Annotated in this window: 12 protein-coding genes, 1 tRNA gene and 1 pseudogene; 6 read left to right on the forward strand and 8 right to left on the reverse strand. The window is 52.3% G+C overall.

Annotated elements, in window-relative coordinates:
- Window positions 1-3 precede the first annotated feature (3 nt).
- The 7 genes from ATY27_RS10840 to ATY27_RS10870 form a co-directional block, all read right to left on the reverse strand.
- Window positions 4-4,605 carry an EAL domain-containing protein gene (locus ATY27_RS10840; protein WP_244151269.1) on the reverse strand — a complete coding sequence of 1,534 codons (4,602 nt, stop codon included), beginning with the start codon at window positions 4,603-4,605 and terminating at the stop codon, window positions 4-6.
- Window positions 4,606-4,625: 20 nt separating this feature from the next.
- A complete protein-coding gene (locus tag ATY27_RS10845) occupies window positions 4,626-5,618 on the reverse strand; it encodes a cobalamin biosynthesis protein (RefSeq protein ID WP_208930669.1) in 993 nt (330 codons plus the stop codon).
- A 6-nt stretch (window positions 5,619-5,624) separates the two neighbouring features.
- The gene (gene mtnN, locus ATY27_RS10850) at window positions 5,625-6,329 is read right to left on the reverse strand and encodes a 5'-methylthioadenosine/S-adenosylhomocysteine nucleosidase (protein ID WP_208930670.1); all 705 of its coding nucleotides are present in this window, start codon (window positions 6,327-6,329) and stop codon (window positions 5,625-5,627) included.
- A gap of 120 nt (window positions 6,330-6,449) precedes the next feature.
- The gene (locus ATY27_RS10855) at window positions 6,450-7,337 is read right to left on the reverse strand and encodes a pirin family protein (protein ID WP_208930671.1); all 888 of its coding nucleotides are present in this window, start codon (window positions 7,335-7,337) and stop codon (window positions 6,450-6,452) included.
- Window positions 7,338-7,422: 85 nt separating this feature from the next.
- Window positions 7,423-7,995: a methylated-DNA--[protein]-cysteine S-methyltransferase gene (locus ATY27_RS19985; RefSeq protein WP_208930672.1), complete on the reverse strand. Its 573-nt coding sequence runs from the start codon at window positions 7,993-7,995 to the stop codon at window positions 7,423-7,425.
- A 1-nt stretch (window position 7,996) separates the two neighbouring features.
- The gene (locus tag ATY27_RS10865; RefSeq protein WP_208930673.1) at window positions 7,997-9,442 is read right to left on the reverse strand and encodes an AlkA N-terminal domain-containing protein; all 1,446 of its coding nucleotides are present in this window, start codon (window positions 9,440-9,442) and stop codon (window positions 7,997-7,999) included.
- A gap of 80 nt (window positions 9,443-9,522) precedes the next feature.
- A complete protein-coding gene (locus ATY27_RS10870; RefSeq protein WP_208930674.1) occupies window positions 9,523-10,500 on the reverse strand; it encodes a hypothetical protein in 978 nt (325 codons plus the stop codon).
- 74 nt (window positions 10,501-10,574) lie between these two features.
- Between ATY27_RS10870 and ATY27_RS10875 the strand changes: the two genes are divergently transcribed.
- Window positions 10,575-10,919: a HopJ type III effector protein gene (locus tag ATY27_RS10875; protein ID WP_208930675.1), complete on the forward strand. Its 345-nt coding sequence runs from the start codon at window positions 10,575-10,577 to the stop codon at window positions 10,917-10,919.
- A gap of 26 nt (window positions 10,920-10,945) precedes the next feature.
- Here ATY27_RS10875 and ATY27_RS10880 read toward each other — a convergent pair whose 3' ends face one another.
- The gene (locus tag ATY27_RS10880) at window positions 10,946-11,332 is read right to left on the reverse strand and encodes a response regulator (RefSeq protein ID WP_208930676.1); all 387 of its coding nucleotides are present in this window, start codon (window positions 11,330-11,332) and stop codon (window positions 10,946-10,948) included.
- A 273-nt stretch (window positions 11,333-11,605) separates the two neighbouring features.
- Between ATY27_RS10880 and ATY27_RS10885 the strand changes: the two genes are divergently transcribed.
- The 5 genes and pseudogenes from ATY27_RS10885 to ATY27_RS10905 all read left to right on the forward strand — a co-directional run.
- Window positions 11,606-11,682, forward strand: a tRNA-Trp gene (locus tag ATY27_RS10885).
- A 33-nt stretch (window positions 11,683-11,715) separates the two neighbouring features.
- Entirely contained in the window at window positions 11,716-12,189 is a 474-nt protein-coding gene (locus ATY27_RS10890) for a hypothetical protein (RefSeq protein ID WP_208930677.1), read from the forward strand.
- Window positions 12,186-12,641, forward strand: coding sequence for a ribosomal protein S18-alanine N-acetyltransferase (gene rimI / locus ATY27_RS10895; protein WP_208930678.1), 456 nt, complete (start codon window positions 12,186-12,188; stop codon window positions 12,639-12,641). Before ATY27_RS10890 ends, rimI begins: the two co-directional genes overlap by 4 nt.
- A gap of 28 nt (window positions 12,642-12,669) precedes the next feature.
- The gene (locus ATY27_RS10900) at window positions 12,670-13,848 is read left to right on the forward strand and encodes a serine hydrolase domain-containing protein (protein WP_208930679.1); all 1,179 of its coding nucleotides are present in this window, start codon (window positions 12,670-12,672) and stop codon (window positions 13,846-13,848) included.
- A 469-nt stretch (window positions 13,849-14,317) separates the two neighbouring features.
- Window positions 14,318-14,567 (forward strand): annotated as a pseudogene (locus ATY27_RS10905) (transposase); the annotation flags it as partial.
- Window positions 14,568-14,586: the final 19 nt, after the last annotated feature.

The following is a 14,586-nucleotide window of genomic DNA, read 5'->3' on the forward strand; positions in this document are numbered from 1 at the left end:
GGTTCAATCTTGTAGAAGCTTGCGGAGCAGTTGATCCGCGGCCATCGGTTTGCCAAACAGATACCCCTGAATTAAATGACAACCACGCTGGCTGAAAAACGCCAGTTGTTGTTCCGTTTCGACGCCTTCGGCCACACAATACATCCCAAGACTGCTAGCCATGCTCAACATGGCATCGATAATGGTTTCATCATTGCGGTCGATACCGATATCTTTGACAAAGCTGCGGTCAATTTTAATGCCGTCTATCGGTAATTCTTTCAGATATTTCAGCGAAGAATAACCGGTACCAAAATCGTCGAGCGCCAGCTGAACGCCCAATTCACTCAGCGCCAGCATGGTCGCGATGGCACTTTGGTGATCCTGCATCAGCGCACTTTCGGTGACTTCAAAGCGCAGGCAACTGGCCGGTAACTGGTACTGCGCCAATAACGCCGCGGTTTCCAGCGCCAGATTTTGCTGCTCCAGATGGCTGGGCGACAGGTTCACTGACACATACAATGGAAAACCTGCCTGATGCCAGCGCTGTAAATCAGCCAACGCCCTGACCAGCAACGCCTGCGTCATCGGCACTATCAGCCGTAAATCTTCCGCCAACGGAATAAAATCATTTGGCGGCACTAAACGGTCGCTATCCTGCCAGCGCATCAGCACTTCGACTCCAACAATTTTCTGTTGCACGCTGTCGTAAATCGGCTGGTAGTAGTTCAGGAATTCATTGTGTTGCCAGGCGCTGCGCAGCCGGGTTTCACGCGCCAGTTGCATATGCGCTTTGTCATTCATTTCCTGAATGAAAAACTGGAAGTTATTGCGGCCGAGATCTTTTGCATGGTACATCGCAACGTCTGCATGTTTCAGCAACTCACCGGCGTCGGCTGCGTCTTCCGGATATACGGCAATACCGATACTGGGGGACACACTGACCGAATGCACGCCAAGCTGCATCGGTTCCCCGATTGATTTCAACATCTTGCGCGCCACGTGGCTGATATTGTCGTCGTTTTTATAACTTTCCAGCAGCACGACAAACTCATCACCGCCTAACCGGGCCACGGTATCAGTCAGCCGTAAAATAGAGCTCAGACGTTTTGCCACTTGTTTTAGCAACAAGTCACCGATGTCATGACCCAGACTGTCATTGATTTGTTTAAAACGGTCCAAATCGATAAAACACAATGCCAGTGAGCGTTTTTCCCGTTTGGCCGTTTCGATACCGTGCAGAATACGGTCCGTCAGCAGTGCGCGGTTTGGTAAACCGGTCAGCGCATCATAATTCGCCAGATAACGCAGATCATCTTCAGCTTGTTTCTGTGCGGTAATATCGGTAAACACCAAAACATAGAAATCGACCCGTTCGTCGTCGCCCACCGCGCTGATATTTAGCAGAGTGGGGCGTTCGGTGCCGTCCGGGCTTAACACCAGCTCTTCGCCTTGCCAGTGCTGATTGGCCTGCATGCCACCGAGCAGGCGGGTGTAAAAACGTCGTCTGCTCAGACTGATGCCCAGTTCATGCACACGCGGATTGCCGAGATAGTCATCCATGTTGCCAAACACATCGGCAAACGACTGGTTGGCGGCGAGTACCCGTTGTTCCGGGTCGAGCAATACCACCCAATCGCGGGTTTGCTGGAATGCTTCGCCAAATAACCGCGCTTTTTCTTTGGTGGCCCGAGTTTCGGTGATATTGCTATAGGTGCCGATGACACGTAGTGCCTGATTACTGTTGGTCTCTGTTACCTTGCCGATATCGCGGAACCATAACCAGCTGCCATTTTTATGCTGCATACGATAAGTAAAATCAAAACTGCGGTCGGGCGCACTGACAAACTTGTTCCAGGCTTGTTGATAACTATCGCGGTCGTCCGGGTGGATCAGGGCCAGATGTTGCTGCATCGACAGTGGATTTAACTCTTCGCTGTAACCAAGCATCGCATGCACACGTTGGGCATACATGCTGTTTTTTGGCACTAGATAGTCCCACACGCCGCTGTTGACTGCTTCCAGTGCCTGTTTCAGCCGCTGCTCACTGGCTTTTACTTTGTAATGCGCCTGCGCCAGCAAGCGCTTTTGCGCCAAACGATTGTGCTGCCACAAAAATAACAGGATCAGCGCCAGCACGGCATAGCTTGCCAGGGCCGTTGGTGAATACCAAGGCGCCGGATCGATACGCAGCGTTAATACTGCGGTGTCACTTTCCAGCCCATTGTGTGGAGAAAGAGCTTTGACGTGAAAGGTGTAGAGGCCGGGCTCGAGCTGTGGAAAAGTAACGCTGGCGCTCTGTTGCTGTGGAAAGCGAATTTCGCGGTTGCCTTCAAGCCAGAATTTATACAGGATTTTGTCGTTGTCGCGAAAATTCAACGCAGAAAAACTGACTTCAATGCCCAGGCTGTCATAAGCAAACCGGAACGATGCGCCGTTTAAATTGCTTAACGACGTCGACTTAGCCTGATTCATTGCCCCGATATGGGTAATGGCAATCACCGGCTTTTGTGGTGGTTCTAGCAGCTCGGCCGGGTTAAACCAGGTGACACCGGCATTGGTGCCATACGCCAGGTTTCCATTGGACAACTTCAGGCTGGCGGCATAAGTAAACTCACTGCCGGACAGGCCATCGTTTTTATCAAAGGCTTCCAGCCGCAGTGTGGCCGGGTCGAGCCGGGTCAGCCCTTGTTGGCTGGCAAACCATAGCTGGCCGTTCAGGTCGGTTTCGCATGAATAGATGGCGTTATTGGGTAAACCGTTTTGTTTATGCAGATGATGTTTCAGTTTTAACTGCTGACCGTCAAAACTCAGCAAGCCAAGGCCACTGATGGTAAACCACAGATCACCGCGGCCATCGACACACATTTTGTCAGCCTGTCGCGCAAGACCTGGTTGGTACGGCATCGCTTCATAGATCTTCTGCACACTGCGATCGCGCTGATTAAACAACCAGATCCGGTCGGATGCACTGAAAAATATTTGCTCCGGATGCTGCGGACGCTGCCCAAGGAAACGACCCGCCCTATGGGGCGGCTCTGCTTGTTTTAACTCAGATAAAGTTGTCAGTGTGCCGTCGGCCGGTTGATAACGATAATAATCTTCCGCGTTGTAGTACCAGAAGGCGCCAGCATGGTCGCGCCAGTGCCCGGCAGCCTGGAGCTGGATCAGGGGTTGCTGCTGGCTGTCTTGCAGCGGTAGCGGTAAAAACTCCGCGCTGCTGGCTGAGTACAGATGTAATGAGTTGCCACTACGTAGCCAAAGTCTGTCGGCGGTATCCGGATAAATACGCGCCACAATTCGGGAAAAAAGGGCGGGCAACGGATCCGGGTAGGCCAGATCCTGCACCGCGCCTGACGGCAAATCCAGCCGTTTTAAACCATTAATGGTGCCAAGCACGAGCTGATTCGCCGGGCTTTCGGCCAACGCCAGCACCGCTCTGGGGCTGTATCCGGCTGGCTGGGCAGACATTGGCTGTTCCACTGGCGGCATGGCGAGCCGGACATGATTAAAATGGGTACTGCGGGGGTGCCAGTAATAGGCGCCTTGTAAGCGACTGGCCACCCAAAAGCCGCCATCTGGTGTGCGGACCAGATCGGTAATGCTGTCCTGATCGACTTCATGCACGCTGTCGGTAAAACGCCAGAGCAATTCCGCCTGCGCGGCGCCGGGTGTAGCCAGATACAGGCCTTTATGGGAGCCAAGTAAAAGTTTGCCGAAATACGGCAGGATTTTATTAATCTGCAAATCAGTTAAAAACGGTGCTGTAGCAATTGGCGCGACGGCACTCTGGCGCAACTGGTCTTCAGTCAGTTGATAAAGTTGCGAGCCAATCGCCAGGTAAAGCTGATTATTGGTCACTTCCAGTGACCGGACCAGCTGAGCGCCGCGTTCGGGGCTTAGTTGTGTCAGCGCGACCAGCCAGTGTTGTTGGCTCTTTAAATCATAAACATAGAGCCCACGTGTCGTGCCGATGAGCAGCAACTGGTTGAATTTTTTTAGCAGCCGTATCCGCGACATCAGGCTGTTACCGCCATCAAATTCAAAAATTTGAGTCAGTTGCCTGCCGGGTAATTGCAGTTGGTAGACGGCTTTATTGATTGCCAGCAGCAGTAAATCAGGTTGTTGTTCAATCACATCAAACAATTGCGGGGTAGTGTCGCTTTCCAGTTGCTGCAGCGGCGTCAGCAGTTCTGCCGCGGACGTCTGTAGATCAACCTGATACAGCCCTTGATTTTTCGCTGCAACAAAAAAGCGTTGCTGACTGTCTTCCAGCAGCTGAGAAATATCCAGTTCAACCTGTGTATCACCGGCCAAAGGTAATTGTTGCACCTTATAGGCATCATACCGGTTCAGACCCCGGTCGGTGGCCAGCCACAAAAAACCGGTGTTATCGATGTAAAGACGATTGATGGTGCCGCTAATCAGACCCTGCTCAGTCGTCAGTGGTGCTAAAAGTGGTGGATTTGCATGTTCAGTATGCGCGGCCGTTGATTGCGGCGTCCAGACGCCGATGAGCAACAACAGCAGGAAATGGCATAAATTGTGGCGTAGCACAGACATTTTTGTTGCCAATATTTTGACCAGCTGTTGAAGTATGGCGGCGAACATAACGCAGAAACTCATCAAAAGTCCAGTGGGATCCATCAGAAGGGCAGCGGCCATTGATAAAGCATCGTCAGTGCAAAACCGCAGCACAGCAGCAAAAAAAGCGTGCGCTGAATTTGCCGGCTCAGTTGCAGCGCCAGCTGCAAATCGGCGAGCTGCGGGTTTTCTGCCGGACCAATCCGCTCGCGTCGCAGTTTAGTGCCCTGATACATCACAGGGCCGGCCAGATTGCGTTGCAGCGCAGCGCTCCAGGCCGACAGATACCAATGATCAGCTGCGGGCAACCCTGCGCCCAGGCTGGTATGAAAATAACGCAAAGTTGGGCGAAATCGGTACAACAATCCGACTAGAGCCCCTTGTAACCACAACGCAGGCACAGTAAAAAAACGCCCGCCGATACTGACTGCGCCGCTAAAAGCGCGCTGGCTGGGTAATTTGCCGGACCAGACTTGTTGCAGCTCCAGTAATAAGCGGTAACTGAGAGCCAGCATCGCGCCGCCAAGTAAATACCACAGCAGTACTGCTATCACATGCCGGACCTGACGCTGCGCCAGTACTTCAATGCCGGCTTTAGCCAGACCTGTGGCAGACAGTGCTCCACATTCACGTCGCAGCAGTGGTTGCAGCTGATCTTTGGCCAACTGGTATTGCTGGCGTTGTAAACTGCTGGCCACACTCTGGACCTGTAACTGGTAATTACGATAATCCAGGCACAGATATAGCAGAACGGCATCAAAGCCAACCGGCCATTCTGACAGCTGGCGCATAGTCCAGCTCAACAGCAGCACTGGCAACAAGATCACTGAAAGTGCCAATGCCCCGGCGAGTCGTTGCTGTGAGCGGCTATCAGTGCTTTTATTTACTTTCAGTTCGATGCGTTGAGCGAGCAGGCGCAGCAGTGGCCAAAACTGATATTGCTGTGGCAATGCGGCGTATTGCGCCAGCACGACCGCCAGCAAAAACAGCAGTCCCGGCTCGAAGGCCGGGATCTGTGTCAGCAGTTGCCAGTATTGGGCAGCGAGTTGTGGCATCGTTGCTTATGCTGCGTGCAGTTCGCGCAACAATTCCAGCACCATGGCGCTACTGTTTTTCGACGCAATTTCCAGATAGGCGTCAAAAGAGGTTGGTGATTCTTTGCCGGCAATATCACTTAAGCTACGGATCACGACAAATGGCGTGTTGAGCTGATGGCAAACCTGCGCAATAGCCGCGCCTTCCATTTCGACTGCAAGCATTTGTGGGAAGGTGGCACGGGTTTTATTGATCCGTTCCGGATCGCACATAAACACATCACCGGTGGTAATAAGGCCGGTTTTGGTTTTGCAGAAACCCAACGTATTGATACTGCGCACTGCGGCGGCCATTAAGGCTGGATCCGCGGTAAAAGCGGCAGGTAAACGTGGCAGCTGGCCTGGTTCATAGCCAAAAGCGGTGACGTCAACATCGTGATGGCGTAATTCAGTGGAGACAACGATATCGCCGACATTCAGTTCAGGGTCAAAACCACCGGCAGAGCCGGTGTTAATCACTGCCGACGGCTGAAATAACTGAATTAACAAAGTGGTCGCAATAGCTGCGGTGACTTTACCGATGCCGGACTGAACCAGCACAACGTCATGGCCCTGTAGTTGGCCACGGTGAAATTCAAAACTGGCGACGCGGGTGGTTTCAATATTGCTGAGCTGTGCTTTGAGGATCGCAACTTCCTGTTCCATTGCGCCGATAATACCGATTAATTGCATAGGGATAGTCCTGTGACATAAGTCCTGTGACAAAAATGGCATTATACAAGCCGGAAGGATAATGGCCCAGCGCGATTTCGCGCCGGGTGCTTCGGGTGCGTCAGTGGCCTTTGCCGCGGCTTAAATTTGCAGGACTTTAGCGGCGCCTTCCGTCAATTTGCCTTGCTGATAATCCTGAATCGCCTGTTCAATCTCAGCCACTGAGTTCATCACAAAAGGCCCGTATTGCACGACAGGTTCCTGTAACGGTTTGCCGGCGAGCACGATGATCCGGGCCGGTCCTTCGGTACGCAGCTGCAGACTATCGCCATCAGTGAGCACGCCCGCATGGTGCTGCGGCACCCGATGGTCGCCGAGCCAGGCTTCGCCTTCGTAGGGATAAATCAGCGCATTGTGGCCGCCCGGTACGGCGAGCGTTAAATCAGCCGCACTGTGCAGTTGCAGGTCCAGATACAACGGCTGCGTCGACGCCGCGCGGATCGGGCCTGTGGTCACGGGCAGCAGTGGTGCACCGGCATCGGCCGGGCTTTGTAATGTTCCGGCGATGACTTTTATCAAACCTTGTGGGATCTCAGCCAACGGGATTTGCGCCGGATCTAAATCCAGATAAGCAGGTTCCTGCATTTTCTCCGCCGCCGGCAGATTCAGCCACAGTTGAAAACCGCGCATCAGGCCTGATTCCTGCTGCGGCATTTCCGAGTGGATAATGCCGCGGCCGGCCGTCATCCATTGCACTCCGCCGCTTTTCAGATGGCCCTGATTACCCAGATGGTCTTCATGCAGCATGTGCCCGTCCAGCATATAAGTGACGGTCTCAAAGCCACGATGCGGGTGCGGCGGGAAGCCGGCGATATAATCAGCGGCTTCATCGGAGCCAAAACAGTCCAGCATCAGAAATGGATCGAGCCGCCATTGCGGTTGCAGCCCAATGCTGCGGCGGATTTTGACGCCGGCACCGTCAGAGACTTGCTTGGCGGGCCAGAGTTGGGCAAGGCGGCGAATTTTCATGATGAATAAATCCTGCGATTTGAGAGGAGCTTAGTTAACCCTAAAACTAATCGAAGTAAAATTGCAATGAATCCACATTTTTGTTCTAAATAATCGAATGAAAATGGCCAGCTACACGCTGTTCATGTTGCAGCAGCCAGATTTTCCGATCCAGCCCTCCGGCGTAGCCGGTCAGTTTGCCGTCAGCGCCGATGACGCGGTGACAAGGCACAATAATGGCGATTGGGTTACGGCCATTGGCGGCACCGACGGCGCGCATCGCATTTTTATTGCCAAGACGCTGCGCCAGCTCGCCATAACTTTGGGTGTGGCCAAACGGGATCTGCCGCAATTGATGCCAGACCTGCTGCTGAAACGTCGTACCGGGCGCGGCGAGGGGCAGGTTAAAAGTCTGGCGCTCGCCGGCGAAATATTGTCGGAGCTGCTCTGCGGCTTCCTGTAATAGTGACTTTGTGTGGCTGTCCGTTTGTAGATGCAGCAGTTCAAAAGCTGTATTTGCACCGAGTGCCGCCGGCAACTCCGTATGCCGGGCGCTGGCCAGACTTCGGTCCTGCTGCACTGCAGGGAAATGCACGGCCACAAGACCGGCCGTACTGGCATGGATCTCCAGTTCACCTAGCGGTGACAGGCAATAAGCGGTATTTAACGGTAATGACATCTTATTCTCCTTGCGCCGCCGGGCTGTCCGCCAGGCCAAACCAAAGTTGTAATGTGGCATAACTGCGCCAGGGTGACAGGCTTTGCGCATCAAAACCGGCGTGCTGGCGTGCCAGCGCTTTTTGAATGCCTAAATCGCCACCGAGCCAGACGTCAGTTTCTGACAGACCCCGCATACAGGCATAAGCCACAGTCCAGGGACCGATGCCTTTGATCGGCAGCCATTGCGATGGATGTTGGTCTGGCACTGTGATCATGCTGACGGCAAGGGCTAACAGGGTTTGGCGCCGGGCGCCGGGAATTTTCAGCATCAATAACGCATCGGCGTGAACTTGTGCTGGTGTTGGAAACTGCCGCCATTGCAAATCGCTGGTATGCTCGGCAGCGCAGCTTGGCGTCTCCTGTTCGCAGCCCAGCACCAACAGGCGATTGAGCTGTGCGCGTGCGCCGGCAATACTGACCTGTTGACCCAAAATTGCGCGGATGCCTGCTTCCCAGGCGGACCAGACACCCGGAATCCGCAGGCCGGTTTTGACTTTATCGCCCAGTTGCCCGCGCAGATGTTGTTCGATGACCTGTAAATCGGCATCCAGATCCAGTAAACGCCGGATATGTTTCACCACCGGCAATAGCGTGTCGTGATGCTGCCAGTGTAGTTGCAATTGCAGCGCATGTTTATCCGGGACTGGTCGCACCTCAAACCAACCTTGTTGCTGACCCTGGCCGGGCGGCCAGTCAATCAATCGGCCATAACGCTCGCCATCGAGCCATTCCAGCCCAGTTAAGGTGCGAAGTTGCCAGAACTCCAGCAATAAATGCCAGGCCAGTGGTGGGCGATAACTCAATTCCAGCTCAATCACTGCGGAATGTTGCGACATGCGTTGTCCCCGTATTTGTGTTGGTGTCAGTTGTAGTTGTTGTTTAAACGCATCGTGGAAGCGGCGCAGACTGTGAAATCCGGCCATGGCCGCAATATCAGTCACCGGCATGGTGGTTTGATGCAGCAGTTGTTTTGCAAACAGGATTTGTTGATACAAGGCATATTGTTTCGGCGAAACGCCCAGATATTGTGCAAAGAGTTTGCGTAAGTAGCGCTCGCTGATGCCGAGGCGTTCACACAGACTGGCCTGATTGCCATCCTGCAGGGCACCTTGATCGATCAGTTTCATTGCACGGCGCAGACTAGTTTGATTGCCTTGCCAGGCGGGAGAGCCGGGTGCACTGTCAGGCCGGCAACGTAAACAGGGCCGAAAGCCAGCAGCAGCAGCGGAGGCTGCAGAAGCAAAATACTGCACCTGATGTTCTGCCGGTGCACGCGCCGGGCAAACCGGGCGACAGTAGATGCCGGTGCTTTTCACTGCGATATAAAACAGTCCGTCAAAGCGGGCGTCACGGCTTAACCGGGCTTGTTGGCAGGTTTCGGCGGCGGGTAACACTTCACTGTACACAGGCGGCGCTCCACTACTAAGTTATGCCTGCAGTGTACAGCGAAGTATCATGGCGGATCAGCCAGATCCGGCACTGAATATCAGATATTCAAATCGACCTGTTGCAGCAGGCCAACATTGCCTTGTTCAGACAAAAAGATGCCGCTGCGTGCAATACGGGCCATCAGTGCATCGCCATCATATAGCCCAAACGAAGTCGCAACCGATTGTGCCGAGATGGCACCAATGCCGGCGTCGGTCAGACTTTGCAGCGCTTCGCCGGGCCGCCAGATACTCAGTTGTTGCCAGGCGCTGTCGCTGCTATCGACAAAGCCGTCCTGATCTTCGTCCAATGCGGCCAATTCAGCAAAACCACTGCCGGTACTGGGACCAAATAATTCTTTACCTTGCGTGATACGACCATCCTGATTGCGATCATAACTCAGGTAATACTGGCCATTAGCAAGTGTGGGAAGTTCTGCACTGGTGTCGTTACTGAAAAAATCAAAGGATTGACTGGCGCCTGTCCACTGAAAGCTTTGGCCTGTGGTGCTGAGCACTAACGGGTCTTGCAGTACCGCTTCTTGCCGGATACTGAAGCTGGCATATGTTTCCTGCATACTGAAGCTAAAAGCAAAACTCTGGCTGCTGCCATCTTCGAGCTGTACTGCACCGGCAAAGCTGGCTTCGACCGCCTGATAGCGATAATTAAATTCCATGATGGTGCGTTCAGCAGGCGCTGGTGGCGGCGCCACTTCGTCGTGCAGTTGCTGTTGCTGCGCCTGAATCTTGTCAAAAGCTGTGCCGTCGAGCCAACTCAGCAGTTTGCCACTGCTTAGTTGTTCCAGAATACGTTTGACGGTGCCAATACTTTCTTTGGCGCTGAATTGCTGACCATCTTCATTTTGTTCGTCGGATGACTTAGACTCGGTTTCGCTCTTTGGATCAACTGTTTGCGCTGATGTCGTTGTCGCGGGAGTGGCGGGTGCTACCGGTGAAGATTGTACTTCGATCCGGCTGTGTTGAAATAACTGCTGTTCACGGGCACTAAAGGCCTGTGTGGCGCTAATGATGTTCATTGGATCCTCCCATCGGAATTGATGGATTGCTGATCGCGTAATCGGCAGGACTTGGTCAAACTTTAGGCGGTTTTATGCTGGAAACTTTTTTTCGACAGTTAAGTAGCGAGCCGGACAGCATCAGCTTCCAGCAAACCATAACGTTAATTGATGCTTTATACGATTTCACCCCGACGGCGTTTCAGAATGGTGAACAAGCCAATGCGGCGGGGGAGAACAACGGTTCTTGCAAAATTCTGGCTTTTGCCTTGTTGCATCAGCTGTCAGAGCCGCAGACACTGCAGCTATTTGGTGATTTTTACCGGTTAGAGGTATTGCCGGATGTCAAAGGCACCAATCACGCCAATATCCGCAATTTTATCCGGACCGGCTGGGATGGTGTGGAATTTCACGGCGCGCCGTTAAGTGGCAAGCCTTAACGCACAAATGACAAGTCTGTTAATGCTCAGGCAGTCAGGCTTTTTTTCTGGCATTTCACCAGTACAGATTCAATTTTTTTCGCCGAAAATGGTTTAGCAATAAAACCACAAGCGCCAGCCAGGATACTTTGCTGCACATTTTCTACTGTGCTGTGGGCTGTCATAATCACGACATTAGCATTTGGATTGATTTCTTTCAGTTGGCGTAGCAGCGACTTCCCGTCGCAATCCGGTAGTTCTATATCGAGGAACACCACATCCTGATGTTGTTTGGTGTAGCTACTAATTCCGAGGCTACCATTGGACGCCTCGCTGACATGGGTGATGCCGAGTAGCATCAGGGTCTGACGTAAATACTCTCTGACTGAAGGTACATCGTCAATGATTAGTACGGAACAATCGGTCATTTTCATGCAAACATCCTTGGTAATCCAACTTCCTGCTTCCTAAGTTGTAGTCGTTGATTTCAAAGACCGCAACCTTGCTTTGCCAAAGGCGCGCCATGCTAGCAAAGTCATTCTTCAATTGCATCTTTTTAACACAAGCAAAACTGCATATAGCTGAATTGTGCAGCATCAGTTGGATGATTGGTCAGCGTTCTGGCTGATTTATGCGCAATCGATTGCTTTGTCTGAGATTTTTGCTTTACCTTTGCAACTCCTTTTGTATAATGGCGCCTCAATCACAGGGGCATAGTTCCAATTGGTAGAACAGCGGTCTCCAAAACCGATGGTTGGGGGTTCGAATCCCTCTGCCCCTGCCAATTCTCTCAGGCAAGACCCAACGAGGTACTGAGATGAATCCAGAAGTGACAAATAACATCACATCAGCCATGTCAGAACTGCAGCTGCAGTTCTTACAGCATTTAAAAATCCAACCATTACAAACCGATTTGGCTGCGCCTGATTATCAGGCGCCTCAATATGCGGCTGTGATCACAGCCCCTGCGGCACAAGACTTCGCGGTTTCGCAAAAGACTGCACTGCAATCCATACCAGCAGCCATGCCACCAGAACCGGTGCTCCCGCAGTGGACTACCGCTGAGACCAGTTTACCGTTGGTGCAGGATATGTTGATGTTTTTGCAGCAAGCCGGTGTTCAGGCTCAATGGTTCTATCAGGCTGCTGTAACAGACATTCATCTGACCGCAGAAGGTTTGTTCAGCGCGCCTCCGCAACATTTTTTGGCCGCAGCTAGCAAAAAACAACTCTGGCAAAGTCTTGTCCAGCAGTTGCCGGCTGAAATCTCCACCGACACGGACCCGACATGATCCAAATCCGCAGTGCCAGGCCGGCAGATATTCCGGCGATGCTGGCCACAGAACAAGCCGCAACTTCGTATCCCTGGGCAGAATCCTCTTTTTTAAGCAGTTTTTCCGAACGCTATTTTAATGCCGTAGCGCTTATCAATGAGCAGGTGGTAGGGTTTTATATCGGTGAGCTGGTTGCCGGCGAAGCCAGCCTGTTTGATATTGCCGTGCATCCACAGCAGCAGGGCAAGGCGATTGGTAAAGCGCTGTTAAACCATTTTCTCGATGAAGCCGAGCGCCGGCAAGCGACTGATTGCTGGCTGGAAGTCCGTGCATCGAATCATAAAGCGATTGCGTTATACCACCAGCAGGGGTTTCATCAGGTTGGGGTCAGACCAGCATACTACCCGGCTCCGGGTGGAAAAGAAGATGCTATCCTGATGGCCATGTCATTGGCGATGCCGTCACTCTGAAACGGCATACCTGCAACAGGGATGCTCTATGCAATTGATCTGCAAAATTTTTCTCGTCCAGTACTGCAAACATTTTTCTGCTAATGGCATTTCATTTTTACGCTACAGCCTGTGTTGTCTGATGCTGGTCTGTCTCAGTGCCTGTGGTGGTACTGACCAGGTAGACAGTACCGGTGACAACCCGGTGAGTGGCTCTGTCCTCTGGCGCGCCAGCGAAAATCCGGCGTTTCCGGTCAGTACCGCAGCTGCGGAAGGCTTCAATGAATCGATGCTGGAGCAAGGTTACAACGCCGCGCGTGCTACATCAGGATTGTATGCAGTATTGGTGTTACGCCGTGGCCGGTTAGTCGGCGAGGCTTATTTCAGCGGCCGCAAGTCGACTGATTTATTGCATTTGCGTTCGGTGACCAAAACGGTGATCAGTCATTTGATTGGTGCTGCTATCAGTCAGGGCAAAATTCAGAGTCTGCAACAGCCAATCAGCGAATTATTGCCACAGCGTTATCGTGCGCTGCTAAATGGCAAAGCACCTGTCACAGTTGCGGATTTACTCAGCATGCGTAGCGGATTTGCCTGGGACGAAAGCACCCTGGCGGGTTTTGAGCAATGGGTGATGGCGGCAGATCCTACCCGCTATGTGCTGGAACAAGAGCAAACCCGGCAGCCAGGTACCGAATTTAGCTATAACTCAGCCAACTTTCATTTGTTGTCGGTGATCCTCAGCGAGAAAACCGGCATGGCCACCCGTGACTACGCCCGTCAGGTCCTTTTTATGCCGCTTGGCATCAGTAACTTTCGCTGGGAAAAACTAAAAGATGGTTATGACAATGGTGGCGCCGGTCTGGAACTCACCGCACGTGATCTGGCTAAACTAGGTCTGTTGTGGCAGCAACAGGGGCGTTGGGGCAGTCAGCAGGTGTTGGATCAGGCCTATGTCATGACGAGCGCAAGTGTACAGCAACCACGCAGCCGCACTTTTGCCGGGTTAAGTATCGGCGGATATGGTTATGGCTGGTGGTTGTTCAAACAGAATAATCAACCGGCCGGTCAGCTGGCCTGGGGTTATGGCGGCCAGTTTGTTTTTACAATCCCGGAGCAGGAATTGACCTTATTGCTGATGGCCAATAATCAGACAACGGAAGTGGCGCCACAGGAAAATGCTGTGATGCAGTTGGCGACACAATGGTTTTTGCCGGCAGTGCAATAAAAACAGGGATAAATCCGGCTGGCAATGCTGGTTTTCACACTTCGCCAAAGCCGTGGTTGCTGCTATAATCGGCGCCATTTTTCGCCGGACTCCAGCTGCTGTACAACACTGCATCAGAGCCGGCCGCCCATTAAGCTTATATTCGGAACTCACTCAGGCATGGCCAGCGCAGAATTTCTCCAAGAAGTCAGTATACGCAGAACCTTTGCGATCATCTCGCATCTGGACGATTGCCTTTAATTCAAAACATTTCAAACCAATTCATTCGATTTCAACGCACCTTTGCAAAGCCCGATCCCGATAGATAAAGAAAAATCCTCCGCTCATTTTATTCAAAAAGCCTCAAAACATTTCATCTGCATTCACCAGCACTGACTACATAGCTGTGTACAGAATTTCAGTTTTTAGGTTACCAATCTGATCCAGCAGTACTGGACACCTCGCTAAGTGAGTGAAATCACATAACGAGGTGACTTTAACAATCAAAAAGAACCTCAAGAACTATACCGCTGAATGTAAAGCAGAAGCCTTGAAACTGGCAGAACGTGTTGGTGTGGCCGAAGCCGCCAGACAGCTGAAGATTTCTGAAACCCAAATTTATAACTGGCGTAAAGCGTCTGAGAAAATATCCAATACCAGTCAACGTGAAGTGGAACTGGCTGCAGAAGTTGCGTCGCCAACTGGCTGATCAGGCTGAGGATTTAGCCATCCTAAAAAAGGCCGCTGTAGATTCAAATG

This window comes from Rheinheimera sp. F8 (assembly GCF_001518915.1).

Coding starts and splice junctions, on each gene's coding strand:
- ATY27_RS10840 (WP_244151269.1), bottom strand. CDS start 4,605: ATGAGTTTCTGCGTTATGTTCGCCGCCATACTTCAACAGCTGGTCAAA.
- ATY27_RS10845 (WP_208930669.1), bottom strand. CDS start 5,618: ATGCCACAACTCGCTGCCCAATACTGGCAACTGCTGACACAGATCCCG.
- mtnN (WP_208930670.1), bottom strand. CDS start 6,329: ATGCAATTAATCGGTATTATCGGCGCAATGGAACAGGAAGTTGCGATC.
- ATY27_RS10855 (WP_208930671.1), bottom strand. CDS start 7,337: ATGAAAATTCGCCGCCTTGCCCAACTCTGGCCCGCCAAGCAAGTCTCT.
- ATY27_RS19985 (WP_208930672.1), bottom strand. CDS start 7,995: ATGTCATTACCGTTAAATACCGCTTATTGCCTGTCACCGCTAGGTGAA.
- ATY27_RS10870 (WP_208930674.1), bottom strand. CDS start 10,500: ATGAACATCATTAGCGCCACACAGGCCTTTAGTGCCCGTGAACAGCAG.
- ATY27_RS10875 (WP_208930675.1), top strand. CDS start 10,575: ATGCTGGAAACTTTTTTTCGACAGTTAAGTAGCGAGCCGGACAGCATC.
- ATY27_RS10880 (WP_208930676.1), bottom strand. CDS start 11,332: ATGAAAATGACCGATTGTTCCGTACTAATCATTGACGATGTACCTTCA.
- ATY27_RS10890 (WP_208930677.1), top strand. CDS start 11,716: ATGAATCCAGAAGTGACAAATAACATCACATCAGCCATGTCAGAACTG.
- rimI (WP_208930678.1), top strand. CDS start 12,186: ATGATCCAAATCCGCAGTGCCAGGCCGGCAGATATTCCGGCGATGCTG.
- ATY27_RS10900 (WP_208930679.1), top strand. CDS start 12,670: ATGCAATTGATCTGCAAAATTTTTCTCGTCCAGTACTGCAAACATTTT.